The organism is Enterococcus sp., from assembly GCF_032555305.1.
Classification (GTDB): Bacteria; Bacillota; Bacilli; order Lactobacillales; family Enterococcaceae; genus Enterococcus_A.
Genome location: NZ_JAWGOQ010000022.1, coordinates 52,122 through 72,113, shown reverse-complemented (window position 1 = coordinate 72,113; position 19,992 = coordinate 52,122). Strand labels below are relative to the sequence as shown.

Here is a 19,992-nt window from a genome sequence, read left to right as displayed (position 1 = left end):
GAACGGAGGCGTCATATGATTAGTCCCGCGATTGAACAATTAATGAAGGAACATGAGGATACCATGGTGATTCCAGCGGAAAATGTTGCTAATGTAATGAAGGAACATCCATTGGAACATGCTTTACTGCTTTTATCACAAGCTGGATACTCAACGATTCCAGTTTTAGATAAAGAAGATCACTTTGTTGGTCTGTTAAGCTTGAATGATATTGTAAAAAAAATGCTTGGGATCGATGGTATTGATACATCCAATTTGGAGGAATTGACGGTTGCAGATGTTATGAAGACAGATGTAGCGGTAATGCGTCCAGACGCTGAATTAGAAGACGTTCTGCATTTATTAGTAGATGCGTCATTCTTACCGGTTTTAGATCACGAAGGTGTATTTTGCGGAATTGTGACTCGGCGTGAGATTCTGAAAGCAGTGAATTATACCTTCCACGTTTTTGAGCGGAAGAATCCGGAAGCAAAGTTGATTTTACATGCGAACTCAACGAGCTGATCATTGAGCTATGGATAACTAATACGATTGATACAGACTTCACATTCATTATTTTGATGTGAAGTCTTTTTTCATTTAGTATAATTCTAATATTTGTTACTGTTTATGTGTTTTCACAGAAAGATGAATTGTGTGGATACAGATTGATTGACATTCTAATTCAGGAATGCTATTTTTTAACGAGTGTTTAAACAGGAATCATTACGATTAAGCTCAGAAGAAAGAATAGGAGAAGCTGAATGGCTAAAAAATCGAAAATTGTAAAGATGCAAAAACAACAGGCTATAATCGCCCAATACGCAGAACAGCGCTTAGCTTTAAAAGCTGCAGGAGATTACGAAGGATTAGCAAAATTACCGCGTGATTCAAACCCTAACCGACTGAAAAATCGCGATCAGATTGATGGTCGCCCAAGGGGATATATGCGAAAATTTGGGATGTCTCGTATAAAATTCCGTGAACTGGCTCATAAAGGTCAAATCCCTGGCGTTAAGAAGGCTAGTTGGTAAAAAAGAAATAAAGTGGTCCAAATGGTAGAGCTTTCTTTTTCTAATTTTGTTAAACTGAAGGGACAAAGCAGAAGGGAGCGATAGAATGAAAACAGCACTATTTGTTTTGTTGGATCAATATGCCGATTGGGAAGGCGCCTATTTAATGAGCCTTCTAAATCAAAGAGATAATTGGCAGGTAAAAACAGCTTCGAACTTGCCTCAAGTAGAATCCATCGGTGGCATCCAAACGACGGTTGATCTGAATCTATCAAAAATCGATCAAATGTATCATTTGTTAGTTTTGATCGGTGGTAATTCTTGGAACATCCACAGCAAGGAGCTTTATGCAATCATTGAACAGCAATTATCACACGATTTGCCAGTGGCTGCGATTTGCGGCGCGGTAGATTATCTAGCACTTCATGGTTTTTTAGAAGGCTACAGGCATACTGGAAATGCTCGTTTTCTTTGGAAAGATTTTCCAAACTATCAGACGCCCGGAAACTTTATTGAGAGACAAGCTGTCAGTGATCGAAACCTTGTTACCGCAAACGGCACCGCTGCACTAGATTTTACCGAATTTGCTCTGCAATTGATTGGTGACAGTCTGATTGAAGCAAAGAGGGAAGTGGATTTGTATCGTTTGGGATTCTATGGTTATCGTGAAAAATATGGAAATCCATTTGTATAATAAATAACGAAGCTCACTTCATGTGATTATGAAGTGAGCTTCGTTATTTTCCTATTGCAATCGGATTGTTTGGAATGGAAAAGCCGTTTTGAGTTAATATTTTAACGTAGGCTGTTAAGAACTCTTCCTGTAGTTTATATTGTTTTCCGTTTGTTACATATAAAATGGTCCGAATTGCGTAATTACTGTTGCCCAAGTCAACCATACCAAAGAGCGTTGGTCCATCAAAAATTTCATCTTTAAAATCATCAGCAAGTTTCTGATTTGCTTCATCTATTAAGCGACTGATCTTATCAAAACCTTCATCTGGTTGTATCCGAATATCAACTTTCACCTGCATATGGGCGCGAGATAGATTGCTAATCGTCGTAATATTTCGATTGGGAATAAAGTGGACAGTCCCATCAGCAGATTTCATCTGTAGCATACGTATACCAACCGAAGTAACAGTTCCTTCAATCTGTAAATTCGCCAAACGAATATAATCACCAACATCGATCTGCTGCTCCATAATAATGAAAAAACCAGTAATGATATCATTCGTAAAGCCTTGAGCTCCTAACCCAATGGCGATACCTGCAATTCCTGCTCCGGCCAAAAGTGAACCAACAGGAATTCCCAATGTATCCAAAATTGAGTAAAGAAAAAAGAAAAAAAGTGTATAAGAAAAGATATTTACCGTCAATGCATGGATTGTTTCAATCCTTGTTGCATTGTCAGTCATTTTTTTCTTTTGTCGTTCGAAGGATTGATTGATTAAAAAGCTGCCGATTTTTCTGATTAAATAAAATAAGATAAGAACCGCTATGATCGTCAACCCTTTTTGTATCAGAATTGAAAATACACGATCCCAGTCGATTGCCTGCCAGTATTTTTGCCAGGCAGATAGTTGTTCAGTCGCTTGATCCACCACGTTAATATTGCTGGAATCAACTGTCTGCGTTGAATATAAAAACATAAGCCACTCCTATAGATTAATAAAAATAGTGTAACAATCTTTCGCTTTTCTGTCGACCAAGATAATGAAATCATAGATTTCTAATAATTGAAAAAAATCATGACAATGATGAAAGAAAATGATAGACTAGCATTTAAATAAGAGGGGGATGGTAGAATGGTGAATATAAAATGGGAAGAGCTAGGCTTTGATTATATGAAAACGCCTTTTCGCTATATTTCTCATTGGAAAAATGGTCAATGGGATGAAGGCGTATTAACAGAGGATAATACGATCACTATTAATGAAGGCTCGACCTGTCTTCATTACGGTCAAGAATGTTTTGAAGGATTAAAGGCTTATCGCCGAAAAGATGGAAAAATCAATTTATTTCGACCAGATGAAAATTCTAAACGTTTGAATAAAAGCGCTGAACGTCTGCAGATGCCAGCAGTTCCAGAAGATAAATTTATTGATGCGGTCAAACAGGTAGTGCGCGCTAACGATGAATATGTTCCGCCTTACGGCACAGGAGCGACATTATATTTACGACCTTATCTCATCGGGGTGGGGCCTAATATCGGAATTATTCCAGCACCAGAATATATATTTGGCGTATTTTGTATGCCGGTGGGACCTTACTTCAAAGGTGGATTGACTCCAAGTAATTTTATTGTGTCTGAATACGATCGCGCAGCACCATTTGGTACAGGGGCTGCTAAGGTTGGCGGAAATTACGCCGCGAGTTTATTGCCCGGACAAATTGCACATGATCGCAACTTTTCTGATTGTATTTATTTGGACCCGGCTACGCATACGAAAATAGAAGAAGTCGGTTCAGCCAATTTCTTTGGAATAACGCATGATAATCAGTTCATCACACCAAAATCACCTTCAATCTTACCAAGTATCACAAAATATTCATTACTATATTTGGCAAAAGAACGTTTTGGCCTAGAAGCGATTGAAGGAGACGTTCGCTTAGACGAGCTTGACAAATTTGCTGAAGCTGGTGCATGCGGAACAGCTGCAATTATCGCGCCAATTGCAGGGATACAAAACGGTGATGATTTCCATGTGTTTTATAGTGAGACAGAAACTGGTCCTATTACAAAGAAATTATATGATGAGTTAGTAGGAATTCAATTTGGGGATGTTGAAGCTCCTGATGGTTGGATCTTTGAAGTGTAAGTTTTAGATGTCTTACGGAGAAAAATGACTATTATCTGGAGTGTTTTAAGGGGATTGGTTTTACTATTTTTGGCTTTATGGTCTTGTCTTGTACACATTCATTATGTTAAAAGTACCATTGAATCACCGGTCAAGCGAATACTTTTCGCTATACTAATGGGGATTTTGGAAATCTTTTGAGTTTACAACTATTAATCAGTACAAACTCTTTACGGAAAATACTTAACAAAAATAAAGAATACGAACAGTTTACTTATTGAAAACAAAGTAAACTGTTCGTATTCTTTATTTAACAAATTACCAAAAAAGAAGTGTGTCGAAAAACAACACATCTCAAATCATTAACTTAAATGAACGCCCTTGTCGACGTAAATTATGTCACCAATGATTCCAGTTGCTAATGGACTAAGTAAAAAGGCACAAGAGTTTCCGACTTCTTCAATCGTAACGGCTACCTTATCTGGTGTCCGTTCTTCAGATAGATTCAGTAATGATTGATAATCTTTTACGCCTGTTACAGCTAAAGTTTTAATCGCACCTGCTGAGATCGCATTTACTCGAATGTTTTTCGGTGCTAGTTCAGTCGCCAAGTAGCGAACCTCTGCCTCTAGTGCAGCTTTAGCGATCCCCATCATATTGTAGTTCGGGATCGAACGTTCAGAACCCATGTAAGTCATTGTCACTATACTTCCGCCGGCGGTCATTAATGGAGCTGCATATTTTGAGACAGCTAATAGAGAGTAAGCACTGATATCCTGAGCTAATTGGAAACCATCCCGAGTGATCTCAGTTACGTTACCAGATAATTCCTCTTTGTTAGCAAATGCAATTGAGTGAACTAGTCCATCAATTGAACCAACTTTCTCTTTGATTGCATTGAAGGCTGCTTCGATTTTTTCATCACTCGCAACATCCAGCTCAAACATGCTAGCTTCTTCACCAACTAATTTTACCAAATTTTTTTTCATACGATCGTTTTGGTAAGTATAGATGACTTCTGCTCCTTGATCAGCAATGGCTTTCGCACATCCCCAAGCGATACTTTTTTTATTGGCTACGCCAGTCACGATAATTTTTTTTCCAGCTAAAATAGACATTAAATGACACACTCCTAAATAATATAAAAAATAATATGCTCTCATTATGTTGGAAAAAGCTTTGATTGTCAAACTATTTTTTGATTATTCCAATACACCTTGATAAAACTACTAGAATATGATAGTTTGATAATCAAATAAAATATTCATAGAGGTGCAAAATGGAAAAAATTATGAATGTCGAAGAAATTATGGCTGCGATCCCAAATCGCTTTCCCATTTATTATTTAGATGCAGTCACGGAATTTGAAGATGAAAAACATATTACGGCAGTAAAAAATTTAACGATGAATGAAGACTTTTTCCAAGGTTATTTTCCAGGTGAGCCGATCATGCCAGGAACATTGATTGTTGAAGCATTGGCGCAAGCAGGTTCATTGCTAATTCTCAAATCAGCTGCCTTTGAAGGAAAGACCGCTTATATCGGTGGTATCAACAAAGCAAACTTTTTAGAATTTGTTCGACCGGGAGATGTTTTATTCTTAAATTTTGACATTCAAAAAGTCAAGGGACCCGTGGGAACAGCTAAAGCGTGGGCGACAGTAGAAGAAAAAGTAGTGACAGAGTGCGAATTCACCTTCATCGTAGGGGATAAGGAGCAGAAAAAATAGCGTACACAAAAAAGAGCCAAAATCTCTCTTGAGATTTTGGCTCTTTTAGCAATTATTTCTTAGGTTCTTGTAAAACTTTGACTTCAGTTACTTTGACTGGGTCGACAGGTGTAGATTTTTCGCCAGAACCACTGTCTTTCACTTCTCCGCCTGCAATCTTGTCAACAACATCCATGCCTTCAATGACTTGTCCAAAGACAGTATATTCACCATCAAGACTTGGAGCTCCGCCTTTTTTATAGGCCTCGATGATTTTTTCAGGGTAATATTGGATCGTTAAACCATCACTTTGATCCTCATTGTTGGTTACGATGAAAAACTGGCTGCCGTTGCTGCTGCGCGATTCAGAACGAGCCATCGAAAGGGCTCCGCGAATATTGTATAGCTGTTTAGAATCTTCAGTTTTGAAGCCTTTTTTCCAGATACTTTCACCACCAGTTCCATCGCCCTTAGGATCACCGCCTTGGATCATAAAGTCTTTGATCACACGATGGAAAGGGGTATCTTTGTAGTACCCATCTTTTGCATGCTTAACAAAATTTTCCACGGCTTTTGGTGCTTGCTTTGGAAATAGTTTGATTTTAACGCTGCCTTCCGTTGTAACAAGTTCAACCAAATATTCGTCGTCTGTTACTTTGTCGTTCAATTGGGGCAGATCCAATTTATTTAAATCTACACTAGATTCTGTGGTTTTTGCGGTACTTTCTTTTGTATCCTTGGTTGAGTTATCGCTGCCGCAAGCTGCGAATAGACCGATTGACAAGGCTAAACTTGCACCGATCATCAATTTTTTGAAATGCATGACATTCTCCTTTTAAAGTTATTATCATCCTTATGATAACAAACTTTTTCAAGAGTTCCTATGAAAAAAGGGTGATTTTTTGCTTCAAAAAATTTATTAAAAGATGGAAATAAAAAAGAGAGGTCACTTGACCTCTCTTAATTTCTATACTTGTTTCTATAGGTTAGCAAATTTTTCTAACAAACGAATCATTTGGCAAGTAAAACCATATTCGTTGTCATACCAAGCGACAGTTTTAACTAATTGGTAATCGCCTGCTGAAGTTACTTCAGTTTGAGTTGGATCGAAGATTGATCCTTGAGTAGTACCAATAACGTCACCTGAAACGATTTCGCGATCATCATAGCCAAATGATGGGTTATCAACGGTATGCTTTTTGATTGCTTCGTTTACTTGGTCTGCAGTTACTTTTGTTTTAAGTACTGAAACCAATTCAGTTAATGAACCATCAACAACGGGAACACGTTGCGCATGTCCTTGTAATTTTCCGTTCAATTCTGGAATTACTAAGCCAATTGCTTTAGCAGCACCAGTTGAATGTGGAATAGTATTGTCAGCAGCAGAACGTGCAGCACGTAAGTTGCCGCCTTTAACTGGTCCATCTAATAGCATTTGTGTTGAAGTGTAAGCATGAACAGTTGTCATTGTACCAACTTCAATACCGAATTCTTCATTTAAGAAGTAAGCCATAGGGGCTAGGCAGTTGGTTGTACAAGAACCTGCTGAAATAATTTTATCGTTAGAATCTAAAGTATCATCATTTACGTTGTAAACAATTGTTTTCATTTGGCCAGCAGGAGCTGAGATAACAACGCGTTTTACACCAGCATCAATATGTGCTTGTGCTTTTTCTTCTGAAGTATAAAAACCAGTACATTCAAGCACGATATCCACACCGTTTTCTTTAGCCCATGGAATTTTGCTTGCATCTGGTTCAGCATATACACGAGTTTTTTCGCCGTCAACAACGATTGAATCTTCTGTTGCAGTAACTGTTCCGGGATATGTGCCATGTGTTGAATCAAATTGTAATAATTGTGCCAACATTGTAGGACTTGTAAGATCGTTAATTGCTACTACTTCTATATCGTCAGATACTTCTTTAATCCGACGGAAAGCTAAACGACCAATACGTCCAAATCCGTTAATACCTACTTTTACTGTCATAACCAAAAGTTCCTCCTTTTTAATATCAAGCAAAGCTTGATGCCTTACATTTTTTATTTTGCAACGCATCAATTTTTTTGTCAAAAGATATTACCTGAGAAAAAGTATTAAAGTTCAATCACTAAAAAAGTATTAATCTAACTACTTTTTTAAAAGCTTCTATCAATAAGAATGGACTTTTTCCATTAATCTAGCTACAATAAACGAGACTTTGTTTAATGTGGAGATTCATTAGTCATTAGAATAAAGAGAGAAGGAGGACACGAAGATGTCCATGTTTTTAGATCAAGTAACGATCGATGTTAAAGCTGGAAAGGGCGGCGACGGGATGGTTGCCTTTCGCCGTGAAAAATATGTACCAGATGGCGGACCAGCTGGTGGTGATGGTGGACGAGGAGGCGATGTCATTTTAGTGGTTGACGAAGGTTTGCGTACTTTAATGGATTTTCGTTACAATCGTCATTTTAAGGCCACTCCTGGAGAGAATGGAATGAGCAAAGGCATGCATGGGCGTGGAGCAGATGATACTTATGTTAGTGTTCCCCCAGGTACGACAGTTCGTGATGCGGACACTGGTGCTTTGATTGGAGACTTAATTGAAAATGGTCAAGAATTGGTTGTTGCTCATGGTGGACGAGGTGGACGCGGGAATACCCGTTTTGCTTCTCCGAGAAACCCTGCACCTGAGTTAGCTGAAAATGGCGAGCCGGGTCAAGAACGTAACATTGAACTAGAATTGAAGGTCTTGGCAGATGTCGGTTTAGTCGGCTTTCCTTCAGTGGGAAAATCAACGATTCTTTCTGTAATTTCATCTGCGCGGCCTAAAATTGGTGCATATCACTTTACAACTTTAGTTCCTAATTTAGGAATGGTGACTACTAGTGATGGGCGCAGTTTTGCCGCTGCTGATCTACCGGGTTTGATCGAAGGAGCATCACAAGGAGTTGGTTTAGGAACACAATTTTTACGTCATATCGAACGTACAAGAGTCATTTTGCACGTAATCGATATGAGTGGGATGGAAGGTCGCGAACCCTATGAAGACTATCTTGCAATCAATAAAGAATTGGGTTCGCATAATCTACGCTTATTAGAGCGGCCTCAAATTATCGTAGCCAATAAAATGGATATGCCTAATGCTGAAGAGAACTTGAAGAAGTTTAAGGAACAGCTGCAAAAGGATAAAGAAGATGAGTTTGGTGAAGATATTCCGGTTTTTGCAATCTCAGCGATTACGAAGCAAGGTTTAGATAGTCTATTGAACGCTGCCGCTGATTTGTTGGATGTTACACCAGAATTCTTATTATATGATGAAGAGGTTGAAGAGGATACTGTGAATTACGGCTTCCAATCCAATGAGCCAGAATTTACGATCACGCGCGAACCAGATGCTACTTGGGTACTGAGTGGAGAAAAACTAGAAAAACTATTTAAGATGACCAATTTCGATCATGACGAAACCGTCATGCGCTTTGCACGGCAGCTTCGGTCAATGGGAGTTGATGAAGCTTTACGAGCTCGTGGAGCAAAAGATGGTGATCTTGTACGGATAGACAAGTTTGAGTTTGAATTCGTAGATTAAGATAAGAGAAAAAAATATTATTAATTGTTAAAGGTACTGCAAATCATTTTGCAGTACTTTTTTGTGTATTGAAAGTAAAAAGAAAGTGTTTTTAATCATCAATATAAAAGGCGATTTTCAATAAATACATGAAAAGGTATCTTCAATTATTAATTTATTTTTAAGAGAAATTTTTGATTGAAGAATTTTGAATAGTTAAAAAAACAGAAAGCGAAATAATTAAGAAAAGAGTGGTGTTATTTTTAGAGCTTTTTGTCGCTATTTTTTTATGAATCATAAGTTTTAATAATATTGAATATTCTTTTCCAAGAAGAAAATAGGGCGAAAGGCCTATTTTAAAAAAGATAAAGGAAAATTCAAAGGTTAATTCTCGCCAACTCAATACTCATAGCACTCTATTTTAGTGAAAAGAATGTATTTTGTTAACAAAAATCCCTAAAAATCACAAGCGTTATATGTTCTAAATTTTTATGAATCATTTTGAAAAGTGTTGTTTAAAAATGATAATTGAATTATTTTATCTAAGAAAAGTTTTTTTAACCCAAAATTTTTATCAATAATTCTAATTGTGATTAGTGAAATATAAGCTTTTTGGTAGCGCAAGTGGAGATGCCAGTGTAAACTAACATTGTAACAAGTAATAATTATATTGTTAATTAATAAAAATTCCGAGTCAATTGGTTGGGAACTTATTTTTAATAATAAAAAAGGGGAATAATGTGATGCAAGTATTAATTTTAACGCACAATATTTTAGTTGAGAGACCATTAGTGGAAAAACTGCAACGCTTAAACATCGAAGTTTTAAGCTCTGCAAAACTACTAACCATGCTTCAAGCAAAACAAGTACCATTAGAAGTGATGAATTTTTTTGACATTCTAATTGTCAGCGAAACGATTTCTGATCAAGAATTGACAATTGTTTTGGAAGAAGTTGGTGAAAAATTCACGATAATCAGAGAAACTGATCGTTTGCCTCAACAAGAGGAAAAAGCTGATTGGGAGGCGCAAGGTATCGATGAGTGGTTGCTTGAAGAAGAGACGCTTAGCGGGTTAAGAGAGAAACTTGCTGAGAAAACACTGAAGGAATCCGTATACTCAATCGGTTTTGGTATGAGATCACAACAAGAAGAAGACGAACATGAAAAACGTCCAATTCCTTTATGGAACCTAACTCGTTCAGAACGTGAGATGTTAAGTACATTGATCTCAACGAAGGAAGCTCCAATCAGTCGAAATGATTTAGCTGTCAAAATTTGGGGAGATAGTGACTCGGCTAGTCACATGACTCGTCTCTCAACAATTATTAAGCATCTTCGCAACAAGCTAAAAATTGACGGAGTTGAATATGATGTTATCCGTACCAATTGGGGTGAAGGTTATCAATTGTCTAAAGTCTTCTTCGATCATTACATCGTTGATGATCGGATTATGGAAGAAATCAAAACAGGTAATTAAATCCTATTCTGACTATAGAAGCATTTAATTTTTAAATGCTCCTATAGTCTTTTTTTCTTATTTATGAAATACTAGCTCATTCTATTTTCCAAAAAAACTTTTTCTTGCTAAACTAAAGTAAAAGAACAAAGGAGCGAAAATCAATGGAAAAACGTGTAATAATCATGAACTTTGACGTTGAATCAAAAGCATATGAGGCCTTCTCAAAAGCCAAACGATTGCATATGAACAAATCTTTTAAGGGAGAGCAAATGGCTGTCGTCCATCATTCTAATGATGGAGAACATAAATTTGAGATAGAAGACTTTTTAGATTTTACTGGCAGCAACAAGAGTTCTACCGGGGGTTTAATTGGTATGATGGTTGGTATTCTTGGCGGACCAATAGGCATCTTATTGGGCTGGTTCACAGGAGGAATGATCGGAGCAACTCAGGATGCAAAAGAAGTTCGCGAAGCCACTGGTGTTTTTGAATTTTTGATTGATAAAATTGGTGAAGGTGATACGGCTTTGTTGTTAATCGCTGAAGAAGACGATAATCGTCCGTTGAATCAGTTAATCATGATGGAACTGGGTGGAGAAATCACACGCCTCGAGTATGATGATGTGGAAGCTGAAGTGAAAAAAACTCAGGAAATGGCAAAAGCCTCAAAGGACAAATCTGAGGATGATATTAATTCAGAAGAGAGTTGAAAGATAAATAAAATATCTTTTATTTGGATTGCACTATGCGAGGCTTTCTTCTAGAATAAGATTAATTTGATAGAAAGTCAGGAGAATTATGGAATTAGAATTTTTAGGGACAGGTGCAGGTGTGCCTGCAAAGCATCGAAATGTCAGCGGATTAGCCCTGAAGCTTTTAGACGAACGCAATGCCATCTGGTTATTTGATTGCGGTGAAGGAACTCAAATGCAGATTTTGAGAACGAACATCAAACCGCGTAAAATTGAAAAGATCTTTATTTCCCATTTACATGGAGATCATATCTTCGGTTTGCCAGGCTTATTAAGCAGTCGTTCTTTTCAAGGTGGAGAGGAACCAATCGAACTTTATGGTCCGAGTGGTTTAGAAAATTATGTGCGAACTTCTTTGCAAGTAACAAAGACGCATTTATCCTATCCGCTTCATTTCATCGAATTAAACGAAGGTGTCATTTTTGAAGATAAACAATTCATGGTTGAGTGTATGTTATTAGAGCACGGTGTTGAAAGCTACGGTTTTCGTGTGAAAGAAGCAGATCATGAGGGCATGCTACAAGTCGACAAATTATCCAAGCTAGGAATTCCTGCTGGCCCAATCTATGGGAAACTAAAAAAAGGACAAAAAGTTACATTATCAGATGGACAAATAGTAGACGGAAGAGATTTTGTTGGTGAGAGTAAAAAAGGCCGAATCGTTACAATCTTTGGCGATACCCGTTATACAAGTAAATCAGCTAGTTTTGCTAAAAATAGCAATGTGATCGTACACGAGAGTACCTTTAATAAAAATGAGGCAAAACTTGCTAAGGCTTATTTTCATTCTACAACTCATCAGGCAGCGACTATTGCTAAAGAAGCCCGCGCTAAGAAATTGATGTTAACGCATATTTCTGCGAGATACTTAGCAAAAGAAGCGAAGGAATTGGAAGAAGAAGCACGTGAGGTTTTTCCAAACACTCAGATTGCTAAAGATTTCGATATTGTTGATATTCCATTCTCATAAGAAGCAGATAAAAAGCATAGTTAGAAAGTAGGGAACTGCATGGATTTAACGGATAAAGTCGTCGTTGTGACAGGAGGTTCCGCGGGTCTAGGCGAGCAAATTTGTTATGAAGCTGCTAGACGCGGAGCTATTGTCGTCACTTGTGCACGTAGGATCAATCTAATTGGACAAGTGAAGGAGCATTGTAGTGAGTTGAGCGGAAAAGATGCTTTTGCATTTCAACTAGACATCGCCGATCCCGACGGTGTCGAAGCTGTAATCGAAAAAATCTCAGATGAAGTAGGCAATGTTGATGTTTTAGTGAATAATGCGGGGTTCGGTTTATTTGAAAACTTCATTGACTTTGATTTAACTGCGGCGCAGAAAATGTTTGAGGTTAATGTTTTAGGTATGATGTATTTTACACAAAAGATTGCTATCTCGATGGTTAACAATAAAAGTGGACATATCTTCAACGTAGCATCGATGGCTGGAAAAATGGCGACACCAAAATCAACTGTCTATTCAGCAACAAAGTTCGCCGTACTGGGTTTTTCAAATGCTTTACGTTTAGAATTACGACCAGCAAATGTCTATGTAACAACGATCAATCCAGGACCGATCGCTACGGAATTCTTTGACAAAGCTGATCCAAGTGGCAGCTACCTCGAAAACCTAGGTGGCATCGTATTGGATCCCCAAAAATTAGCTAAAACGATCGTGAATAAAATGGGTAAATCGACTCGCGAAATTAACCGTCCATTCATCATGGAGGGTGCCAGTCTATTTTACGGTTTATTCCCTCGTATCGGAGACTTTTTAGCAGGTGGGCTATTCAATAGGAAGTAGGAATGTGAATGAAAAAGCAATGGAAGGTATTTTTAGGTTTTATTTTAGTCTTAATAATTGTGATCTTTGCACTTTCTAATAGTCAAGAAATTCCAGTAAATTTTTTGATCAATAAAATTTATTTATCGCTAGTTCTAGTAATCATTGGTTCGGCTTTAATAGGAGCATTAATTGTCTTACTGACTTCAGGTGCAACTATGTTTCAACAGCGTAAAGAAATCAAACAATTGAAAGAGCAGATTCAAAGTTACGAAACCAGCAATGAGCAAAAGCTGGCTGAAGAAAAAGCCGCCTTTCAACGCGAACAAGAAAATGAAGTTGCAGTACTAAAAGCAAATTATGAAAGTCTGTTAAAAGAAAAGGATCAAGCATTGGCGGCGCTGGAAAACTCGCAGCCGGAAAAGAAAAATCAACATCCAGTTGATTATTATGATTAGTAAAGGAGATCTTAGTTGAAAACTAAGGTCTTCTTCTCTTTCTTGTCTGATTCTTTTTTGCTATACTAATACGGTTGGGAAGTGATACAGTGAAAAAATCAAACTTCGATTGGCAATTCAGAGACGCAAGTCCAATTGACTCGGCTTTCAAAGAAGAAATGCTGAATCAAGGCTATAGTGAAACCTTTGCTGAACTTTTATGGAATCGAAATATACATACACTTGAAGACTTTTCTAAGTTGATGAGGGCGAGTATTGATGAGTTGCATGATCCATTCTTGATGTACGATATGGACAAAGCAGTAGAACGTATTCAAAATGCTATCATGGAAAGTCAGCCGATTTTGATATACGGGGACTATGATGCGGATGGGATCACCAGTACTTCTATCATGCTTGAAACTTTAGAAATGATCGGTGCCGATGTTCATTACGTACTACCGAATCGTTTCATTCATGGTTATGGTCCAAATAAGGAACTATTCGCAGAGAAGATTAATGACGGAATACAATTGATCATTACTGTGGACAACGGGGTTGCTGGTAATGAAGCAATCGACTATGCCAATTCACGAGGTGTTGATGTGATTGTTACAGACCATCACGAGATGCCTCCAGTATTGCCGGATGCTTATTGCATTGTTCATCCGCGTCATCCTAATGGTCAATATCCTTTTGGTGAGCTAGCTGGTGCGGGCGTCGCCTTCAAATTAGCGACCGCATTATTGGAAGAAGTGCCGCTCGAAATGCTGGATCTTGTTACGATAGGGACTGTCGCAGATTTAGTTTCAATGACCGGAGAAAATCGGAATCTAGTGAAATTAGGATTGCAAGCGATTAAGCAAACACAACGTATAGGGTTGTTGGAGCTACTAAAGGTTAGTGGAGTAGAACTGCAGAAAGTTGATGAAATAAGTATCGGTTTTAGCTTAGGACCACGACTAAATGCAATTGGACGATTGGGAGATCCAAATCCAGCGGTTGAATTAATGACTACCTTTGATGAAGAGCTTGCACACGAACTGGCTGAAAAGTTGGATCAAATTAATAATGAACGGAAGCAGATCGTTCAGAAAACAACAGAAGAAGCGGCTGTGCTAGTGAATTCCGAAGATGCAGTCCATTTAATTGCGGCAGAAGGATGGAATCCTGGTGTTTTGGGGATCGTTGCAGGGAATATTTTAAAGCAAACTGGACGGCCAACAATTATTCTATCGATCGATGAAAACGGTGTGGCAAAAGGATCTGGTCGAAGTATTGAGGCGCTAGATTTATTTAAGATGTTGAATACAATGCGAACCGAATTCACTCATTTTGGTGGACATGCCGCAGCAGTCGGATTGACAATGCCAGCAGAGAATATTCCTGCCCTCCAGAAAATGATGAACGATTATATTTCTATCGAACAAATTGATCTGACTAAGGGCTCCACACTATTGATCGATGAATCTTTACCGTTATCAGCAATTAATTTGAAATTTGTCGAAGAACTGAAAAAACTGGCACCGTTTGGGACGGATAATCCAGCTCCGTATTTCTTAGTGGATGGTAATGTTAGTTTCTTTAAAAAAATCGGCAGTGATCAGCAGCATGTTAAGTTTTCCTTGAAGAATGGAGATAATCAGCTGGACGCGATTGGTTTTGGGTTCGGAGCTGATGGGGAAGAGATTCAGCAACCAGAAACAAGGTTCGTTGGTGATCTTGAGATTAATGAATGGAATGGGCAAAAAAAGGTTCAATTACGATTGATTGATTTTTCTTCCAATGGTTTGCAGGTGATTGATCGCCGGGCGAAATACACATGGAAGCAAAAAATTGATAGTGATCAAGTACTCTACCTTGCATTTCACGCCAAAACTCAAAAACTCTTTTCAAAAGATTTAGAAATACCTGTTACTTTGTATGATCAGTCGATCTCTTTAATGCAATTCGATCATTTAGTAGTTCTCGACTGCCCTGATCAAAAAGAACTGCTTAAGGAGATTGTTAAGAATGGCAATTTTGAGCGTGTTTATTTGTACCTTTATAGTCCAGATGAGGCTTATCTGAATGGCTTACCCAGTCGAAAACAATTTACTGAGCTCTATCAATTTTTCCGAAAACAACCGAGAGTGGACATTCGCTTTAAATTAAAAGTTGTTTCGAATTACTTAAGAATTCCAGAAAAATTGCTTGTATTCATGATTCACGTGTTTTCTGAGTTAAAATTTGTTACAATAGACGACGGCGTTTTGCAAATGGTTGAGTCTCCACAGACGCGGGCTTTCGAAGAGAGCGATATATACCAAAAACGCATGGCACGAATTGATAGTGAAGAATTTTTATTGATGAATGATATTCAAACGATTAGAAATTGGCTGAAAAGCTAGGAGGAAATACCGAAATGAATTTGAAAGATTATATTGCTAGTATCCCAGATTATCCTAAAGAAGGGATCATTTTCCGCGATATTTCACCACTTATGGCGGATGGAGAAGCTTATCGTGAAGCAACCAAACAAATCGTCAACTACGCAAAGGAAAAACAAATCGACATGGTAGTTGGACCGGAGGCCCGAGGATTTATCGTAGGCTGTCCGGTAGCATTTGAACTAGGCTTAGGTTTCGCACCTGTGCGTAAGCCAGGTAAATTACCTCGTGAAGTTATTGAAGTAGAATATGAAAAAGAATATGGCACAGACACTTTGACGATCCATAGTGATGCGATTAAACCAGGTCAACGTGTATTGATCACTGATGATCTGTTAGCTACCGGCGGAACAATAAAGGCGACGATTGAATTAGTTGAGAAACTCGGCGGAATCGTAGTTGGGTGTGCTTTCTTGATCGAACTTGAAGAATTACATGGTCGTGACAAAATTCAAGGGTACGATATTTTAACTTTAATGAACTATTAAGAATAGATTGCTGGAGAAATAATCTCCAGCTTTTTTACTATTCAAAATTAAAAAAAGCTACTAGATTTTATCCAGCAGCTTGAAAATTGAAATTAAGCCGATTTGTGATAATGATGATCATAAGTCACATAATAAAAATCTTCGGCAGGTTCTTTATAGTAAAACTCTTCATCTATATTATCATCATCGTATTGACGTTCAGCGTAATGCTGAGCATACTTGCGTTCATCCCACAACATAAACCATACAAGAAACAAACCAGAGAAAATGACGATCGTAGCTAAGGAACCTAACTTACCAATCAATAAACCTAGTAACAATACAGCGATAATCAAACCAAATCTTCTTACTGCTTTCATCAATAATCACTCCTAATAATAATACGAACGTGTGTTTGTATAATCATTATACGAATGTTTGTTCGTTTTGTAAAGAAAAAAATAATCGGAAGTGAATTCCGATTAATAGATATGATTACGGTACAAGCCGACAACTTTTCCAAGAATAGATACATTGTCGAAAATTAATGGTGCTAACTCATCATTTTCTGGTTGCAAGCGAATGTAATCAGCTTCGCGGTAAAACCTCTTACAAGTCGCTTCATTATCGTCAGTCATAGCGATTACGATTTCACCATTGGTCGCTGTCGATTGCTTTCTAACAATGACATGGTCACCATCGTAGATCCCCGCATTAATCATACTATCTCCACGAATCGTCAACATGAATAGGCTGCCTTCCTCACTTGAAAGATCTGGAGGAACTGGGAAGAAATCTGATGCTTCTTCTACTGCTAAAATTGGCTCCCCGGCGGTAACAACTCCTAACATAGGTATAACTTGCGGGGTAGCTCCAATTTTTTCTAGACCAACCATAGTTAATTCGATTGCTCTTGGTTTTGTTGGGTCTCGTTGGATCCAACCTTTCTTTTCTAATCTGGATAAATGGCCATGGACTGTAGAAGTAGATGAAAGATTTACAGCTTCTCCGATTTCTCTCACAGTTGGTGGGTAACCTTTATTTTCAACGCGTTCATGAATGAAACGTAAAACTTCTAACTGTTTTGTTTCCGTTCTTTTTGCCAATGCCCGCACCTTCTTTCATTTTTTTTTAGTGTAGCATAGTTATTCAAACAAATCAAACAAGCGTTCGTATTTCTTGGTACTTTCAACTTATTTTTTTTTATGTATAATTAGAAGGGGAAAAGAGGTGCTAAGGATGATCAATGATGAAACAATTGCAAGAATTAACGAATTAGCAAAGAAAAAGAAAACCGTGGGTTTAACAGATGCAGAAGCACATGAACAAAAGGTTTTGCGTGAAGAGTACATTGCTTCATTTCGTAGCGGAATGCGCCATCATATAGAAGGAATGAAAGTCGTTGACCCAGAAGGCAACGATGTGACTCCTGAAAAGCTTAAAAAGATTCAAAAGAAAAAAGGATTACACAACAGAAAGTAAATCTTTTGTTGGTAAGTGATTGAAAAGTCATAATAAATCGGTTACAATAAATCTGTAATTAAAGTATTTATGACCAAAAAGGAGGAACTAACTTGTTCGACAAAATCGATCAACTAGGTGTAAACACAATCAGAACGTTAAGTATTGAGGCAATTCAAAAAGCAAACTCAGGTCATCCAGGTTTACCAATGGGGGCAGCACCAATGGCTTATGCTTTATGGACGAAGCATTTGAATGTCAATCCAGCAACTTCATTAAATTGGCCAAACCGCGACCGTTTCATTTTATCTGCGGGTCATGGTTCTGCAATGCTCTACAGCTTGTTGCATCTTGCAGGCTATCAGGTAACCATTGACGACTTGAAGAATTTCCGTCAATGGGAAAGCAAAACACCCGGGCACCCTGAGTTCCATCATACAGATGGGGTTGAAGCAACTTCAGGTCCTTTAGGTCAAGGTATTTCGACTTCTGTTGGGATGGCGATGGCTGAAGCACATTTGGCTGCCACTTATAACCGCGACAGCTTTAAGGTTATGGATCATTACACCTATGCACTATGTGGTGATGGCGACTTAATGGAAGGTGTTTCTGGTGAGGCTAGCTCAATGGCTGGTCATATGAAGCTTGGTAAATTAATCGTATTATACGATTCAAATGATATTTCGCTAGATGGACCAACATCAAAAGCATTCACTGAAAACGTTGGGGCTCGCTATGAAGCGTATGGCTGGCAACATATTTTAGTTAAAGATGGCAACGACCTAGAAGCAATTTCTAAAGCGATTGATGAAGCGAAGGCTGAAACAGAAAAACCAACTTTGATCGAAATTAAAACAGTGATCGGTTTTGGATCGCCTAAAGAAGGTACCTCAGCAGTTCACGGAGCACCGATCGGACAAGATGGTATTGATGCTGCAAAAACTGTTTATGGTTGGGAATACCCTGATTTTACCGTTCCAGAAGAAGTAGCAAAACGTTTCAAAGAAGAAATCAATGACAAAGGCGCTAAAACAGAAGCGGACTGGGATGCGATGTTTGCAAACTATGAAAAAGCTCATCCTGAATTAGCGGAACAATTCAAGATGGTATTTGCTGGCGAACTTCCAGAAAACTGGGAAGAAGCTTTGCCAGTTTATGAAGAAGGCACTGCTCAAGCAAGTCGAGTATCAAGTAAAGATGCGATTCAAGCAATCGCAAAAGCTATCCCTAACGTATGGGGCGGCTCTGCTGACTTGTCAGGTTCAAATAATACAACAATTGCTGATGAAAAAGAATTCCAGCCTGATTCTTATGAAGGTCGTAATATCTGGTTTGGTGTTCGTGAATTTGCGATGGCAAGTGCAATGAATGGTATCCATCTACATGGTGGTACACGTGTATATGGCGGAACATTCTTTGTATTTACTGATTACCTACGTCCAGCGGTTCGAATGTCAGCAATCCAAAACTTACCGGTCATTTATGTATTGACACATGATTCTGTGGCTGTTGGTGAAGATGGACCAACACATGAACCAATCGAACAGTTAGCAAGTGTTCGTTGCATGCCAAATGTGCAAGTCATTCGTCCAGCTGATGGTAATGAAACTTCAGCAGCATGGATTCAAGCCTTAGAAACGAAAAACAAACCAACAATCTTAGTCTTAAGTCGTCAAAACTTACCAGTTTTACCAAACAGTAAGAATACGGCTAAGGAAGGCGTCGCTAGAGGTGGTTATGTGATCGCTAAAGCTGATTCTGATACACCAGATGGTATTCTAATTGCTACAGGTTCTGAAGTAAACTTAGCAGTTCAGGCGCAAAAAGACTTGAAGGCGCAAGGTAAAGATGTTTCAGTCGTATCATTGCCAAGCTTTGATTTGTTCGAAGCACAAGATGAAGCGTACAAAGAATCCGTCTTACCGAAAGCAATCACAAAACGCGTAGCAATCGAAGCCGCTTCTCCATTTGGCTGGGAACGTTATATCGGTTCAGAAGGAAAAATGATCGGCATTGATCACTTTGGCGCGTCTGCACCTGGCGATTATGTCTTAGAACAATTCGGCTTTACTGTTGAAAACGTAGTAAATACTTTTAACGAATTATAATTCATCTATATCTAACTGAGAAGGGTATCCTTCTCAGTTTTTTTATTCC

21 protein-coding genes are annotated in these 19,992 nt (G+C 38.3%); 15 read left to right on the top strand and 6 right to left on the bottom strand.

The window, feature by feature from the left end:
• The first annotated feature begins 15 nt into the window (after positions 1-15).
• From cbpB to E6139_RS15605, 3 genes are all read left to right on the top strand, one after another.
• The gene (cbpB, locus tag E6139_RS15615) at positions 16-504 is read left to right on the top strand and encodes a cyclic-di-AMP-binding protein CbpB (RefSeq protein ID WP_316404089.1); all 489 of its coding nucleotides are present in this window, start codon (positions 16-18) and stop codon (positions 502-504) included.
• A 239-nt stretch (positions 505-743) separates the two neighbouring features.
• Positions 744-1,013, top strand: coding sequence for a 30S ribosomal protein S14 (gene rpsN, locus E6139_RS15610; RefSeq protein WP_316404087.1), 270 nt, complete (start codon positions 744-746; stop codon positions 1,011-1,013).
• A gap of 85 nt (positions 1,014-1,098) precedes the next feature.
• Positions 1,099-1,686 (top strand): DJ-1/PfpI family protein, encoded by a 588-nt coding sequence (locus tag E6139_RS15605; protein ID WP_316404086.1) that lies wholly within the window; start codon positions 1,099-1,101, stop codon positions 1,684-1,686.
• Positions 1,687-1,729: 43 nt separating this feature from the next.
• On the opposite strand, the gene E6139_RS15600 is transcribed toward E6139_RS15605, so the two are convergent.
• Entirely contained in the window at positions 1,730-2,644 is a 915-nt protein-coding gene (locus tag E6139_RS15600) for a mechanosensitive ion channel family protein (RefSeq protein ID WP_316404085.1), read from the bottom strand.
• Between the two features lie 156 nt (positions 2,645-2,800).
• Here E6139_RS15600 and E6139_RS15595 point away from each other — a divergent pair, with 156 nt between their 5' ends.
• On the top strand, positions 2,801-3,814 hold the full coding sequence (locus E6139_RS15595) for a branched-chain amino acid aminotransferase (RefSeq protein WP_316404084.1): 1,014 nt from the start codon (positions 2,801-2,803) through the stop codon (positions 3,812-3,814).
• 341 nt (positions 3,815-4,155) lie between these two features.
• On the opposite strand, the gene fabI is transcribed toward E6139_RS15595, so the two are convergent.
• Complete coding sequence (fabI, locus tag E6139_RS15590) at positions 4,156-4,911, bottom strand: enoyl-ACP reductase FabI (protein WP_316404082.1); 756 nt, start codon at positions 4,909-4,911, stop codon at positions 4,156-4,158.
• A 161-nt stretch (positions 4,912-5,072) separates the two neighbouring features.
• Between fabI and fabZ the strand changes: the two genes are divergently transcribed.
• Positions 5,073-5,522, top strand: coding sequence for a 3-hydroxyacyl-ACP dehydratase FabZ (gene fabZ / locus E6139_RS15585; RefSeq protein ID WP_316404080.1), 450 nt, complete (start codon positions 5,073-5,075; stop codon positions 5,520-5,522).
• A gap of 52 nt (positions 5,523-5,574) precedes the next feature.
• On the opposite strand, the gene E6139_RS15580 is transcribed toward fabZ, so the two are convergent.
• Entirely contained in the window at positions 5,575-6,324 is a 750-nt protein-coding gene (locus E6139_RS15580) for a peptidylprolyl isomerase (RefSeq protein ID WP_316404079.1), read from the bottom strand.
• A gap of 156 nt (positions 6,325-6,480) precedes the next feature.
• Positions 6,481-7,491 carry a type I glyceraldehyde-3-phosphate dehydrogenase gene (gene gap, locus E6139_RS15575; protein WP_316404077.1) on the bottom strand — a complete coding sequence of 337 codons (1,011 nt, stop codon included), beginning with the start codon at positions 7,489-7,491 and terminating at the stop codon, positions 6,481-6,483.
• 268 nt (positions 7,492-7,759) lie between these two features.
• On the opposite strand from gap, the gene obgE reads away from it, so the two are divergent.
• The 8 genes from obgE (at position 7,760) to E6139_RS15535 (ending at position 16,395) form a co-directional block, all read left to right on the top strand.
• Positions 7,760-9,073, top strand: coding sequence for a GTPase ObgE (gene obgE, locus E6139_RS15570; protein ID WP_316404076.1), 1,314 nt, complete (start codon positions 7,760-7,762; stop codon positions 9,071-9,073).
• A gap of 722 nt (positions 9,074-9,795) precedes the next feature.
• Positions 9,796-10,530, top strand: a complete 735-nt coding sequence (locus E6139_RS15565; RefSeq protein ID WP_316404074.1) for a helix-turn-helix domain-containing protein — start codon at positions 9,796-9,798, stop codon at positions 10,528-10,530.
• Between the two features lie 143 nt (positions 10,531-10,673).
• Complete coding sequence (locus E6139_RS15560) at positions 10,674-11,222, top strand: DUF456 domain-containing protein (RefSeq protein WP_316404073.1); 549 nt, start codon at positions 10,674-10,676, stop codon at positions 11,220-11,222.
• Between the two features lie 88 nt (positions 11,223-11,310).
• Complete coding sequence (gene rnz, locus E6139_RS15555) at positions 11,311-12,234, top strand: ribonuclease Z (protein WP_316404072.1); 924 nt, start codon at positions 11,311-11,313, stop codon at positions 12,232-12,234.
• Between the two features lie 39 nt (positions 12,235-12,273).
• The gene (locus tag E6139_RS15550) at positions 12,274-13,062 is read left to right on the top strand and encodes an SDR family oxidoreductase (RefSeq protein WP_316404070.1); all 789 of its coding nucleotides are present in this window, start codon (positions 12,274-12,276) and stop codon (positions 13,060-13,062) included.
• 8 nt (positions 13,063-13,070) lie between these two features.
• Positions 13,071-13,499, top strand: a complete 429-nt coding sequence (locus E6139_RS15545) for a lipopolysaccharide assembly LapA domain-containing protein (RefSeq protein WP_316404069.1) — start codon at positions 13,071-13,073, stop codon at positions 13,497-13,499.
• Between the two features lie 89 nt (positions 13,500-13,588).
• Positions 13,589-15,868, top strand: coding sequence for a single-stranded-DNA-specific exonuclease RecJ (gene recJ / locus E6139_RS15540; protein ID WP_316404067.1), 2,280 nt, complete (start codon positions 13,589-13,591; stop codon positions 15,866-15,868).
• A 14-nt stretch (positions 15,869-15,882) separates the two neighbouring features.
• A complete protein-coding gene (locus E6139_RS15535) occupies positions 15,883-16,395 on the top strand; it encodes an adenine phosphoribosyltransferase (protein ID WP_316404066.1) in 513 nt (170 codons plus the stop codon).
• A 92-nt stretch (positions 16,396-16,487) separates the two neighbouring features.
• Here the strand turns inward: E6139_RS15535 and E6139_RS15530 are convergent, their stop codons facing one another.
• The gene (locus E6139_RS15530; protein ID WP_316404064.1) at positions 16,488-16,754 is read right to left on the bottom strand and encodes a hypothetical protein; all 267 of its coding nucleotides are present in this window, start codon (positions 16,752-16,754) and stop codon (positions 16,488-16,490) included.
• A gap of 102 nt (positions 16,755-16,856) precedes the next feature.
• Complete coding sequence (lexA, locus tag E6139_RS15525; protein ID WP_316404063.1) at positions 16,857-17,480, bottom strand: transcriptional repressor LexA; 624 nt, start codon at positions 17,478-17,480, stop codon at positions 16,857-16,859.
• Between the two features lie 133 nt (positions 17,481-17,613).
• On the opposite strand from lexA, the gene E6139_RS15520 reads away from it, so the two are divergent.
• Together E6139_RS15520 and tkt are read left to right on the top strand one after the other, a co-directional pair.
• Entirely contained in the window at positions 17,614-17,856 is a 243-nt protein-coding gene (locus E6139_RS15520; protein ID WP_316404062.1) for a DUF896 family protein, read from the top strand.
• 92 nt (positions 17,857-17,948) lie between these two features.
• Positions 17,949-19,943, top strand: a complete 1,995-nt coding sequence (tkt, locus tag E6139_RS15515) for a transketolase (protein ID WP_316404060.1) — start codon at positions 17,949-17,951, stop codon at positions 19,941-19,943.
• Positions 19,944-19,992: the final 49 nt, after the last annotated feature.

What these genes read in the sequence shown, in the direction of transcription:
- cbpB (WP_316404089.1), top strand. Translation starts at nt 16, where the DNA reads ATGATTAGTCCCGCGATTGAACAATTAATGAAGGAACATGAGGATACC.
- rpsN (WP_316404087.1), top strand. Translation starts at nt 744, where the DNA reads ATGGCTAAAAAATCGAAAATTGTAAAGATGCAAAAACAACAGGCTATA.
- E6139_RS15605 (WP_316404086.1), top strand. Translation starts at nt 1,099, where the DNA reads ATGAAAACAGCACTATTTGTTTTGTTGGATCAATATGCCGATTGGGAA.
- E6139_RS15600 (WP_316404085.1), bottom strand. Translation starts at nt 2,644, where the DNA reads ATGTTTTTATATTCAACGCAGACAGTTGATTCCAGCAATATTAACGTG.
- E6139_RS15595 (WP_316404084.1), top strand. Translation starts at nt 2,801, where the DNA reads ATGGTGAATATAAAATGGGAAGAGCTAGGCTTTGATTATATGAAAACG.
- fabI (WP_316404082.1), bottom strand. Translation starts at nt 4,911, where the DNA reads ATGTCTATTTTAGCTGGAAAAAAAATTATCGTGACTGGCGTAGCCAAT.
- fabZ (WP_316404080.1), top strand. Translation starts at nt 5,073, where the DNA reads ATGGAAAAAATTATGAATGTCGAAGAAATTATGGCTGCGATCCCAAAT.
- E6139_RS15580 (WP_316404079.1), bottom strand. Translation starts at nt 6,324, where the DNA reads ATGCATTTCAAAAAATTGATGATCGGTGCAAGTTTAGCCTTGTCAATC.
- gap (WP_316404077.1), bottom strand. Translation starts at nt 7,491, where the DNA reads ATGACAGTAAAAGTAGGTATTAACGGATTTGGACGTATTGGTCGTTTA.
- obgE (WP_316404076.1), top strand. Translation starts at nt 7,760, where the DNA reads ATGTCCATGTTTTTAGATCAAGTAACGATCGATGTTAAAGCTGGAAAG.
- E6139_RS15565 (WP_316404074.1), top strand. Translation starts at nt 9,796, where the DNA reads ATGCAAGTATTAATTTTAACGCACAATATTTTAGTTGAGAGACCATTA.
- E6139_RS15560 (WP_316404073.1), top strand. Translation starts at nt 10,674, where the DNA reads ATGGAAAAACGTGTAATAATCATGAACTTTGACGTTGAATCAAAAGCA.
- rnz (WP_316404072.1), top strand. Translation starts at nt 11,311, where the DNA reads ATGGAATTAGAATTTTTAGGGACAGGTGCAGGTGTGCCTGCAAAGCAT.
- E6139_RS15550 (WP_316404070.1), top strand. Translation starts at nt 12,274, where the DNA reads ATGGATTTAACGGATAAAGTCGTCGTTGTGACAGGAGGTTCCGCGGGT.
- E6139_RS15545 (WP_316404069.1), top strand. Translation starts at nt 13,071, where the DNA reads ATGAAAAAGCAATGGAAGGTATTTTTAGGTTTTATTTTAGTCTTAATA.
- E6139_RS15535 (WP_316404066.1), top strand. Translation starts at nt 15,883, where the DNA reads ATGAATTTGAAAGATTATATTGCTAGTATCCCAGATTATCCTAAAGAA.
- E6139_RS15530 (WP_316404064.1), bottom strand. Translation starts at nt 16,754, where the DNA reads ATGAAAGCAGTAAGAAGATTTGGTTTGATTATCGCTGTATTGTTACTA.
- E6139_RS15520 (WP_316404062.1), top strand. Translation starts at nt 17,614, where the DNA reads ATGATCAATGATGAAACAATTGCAAGAATTAACGAATTAGCAAAGAAA.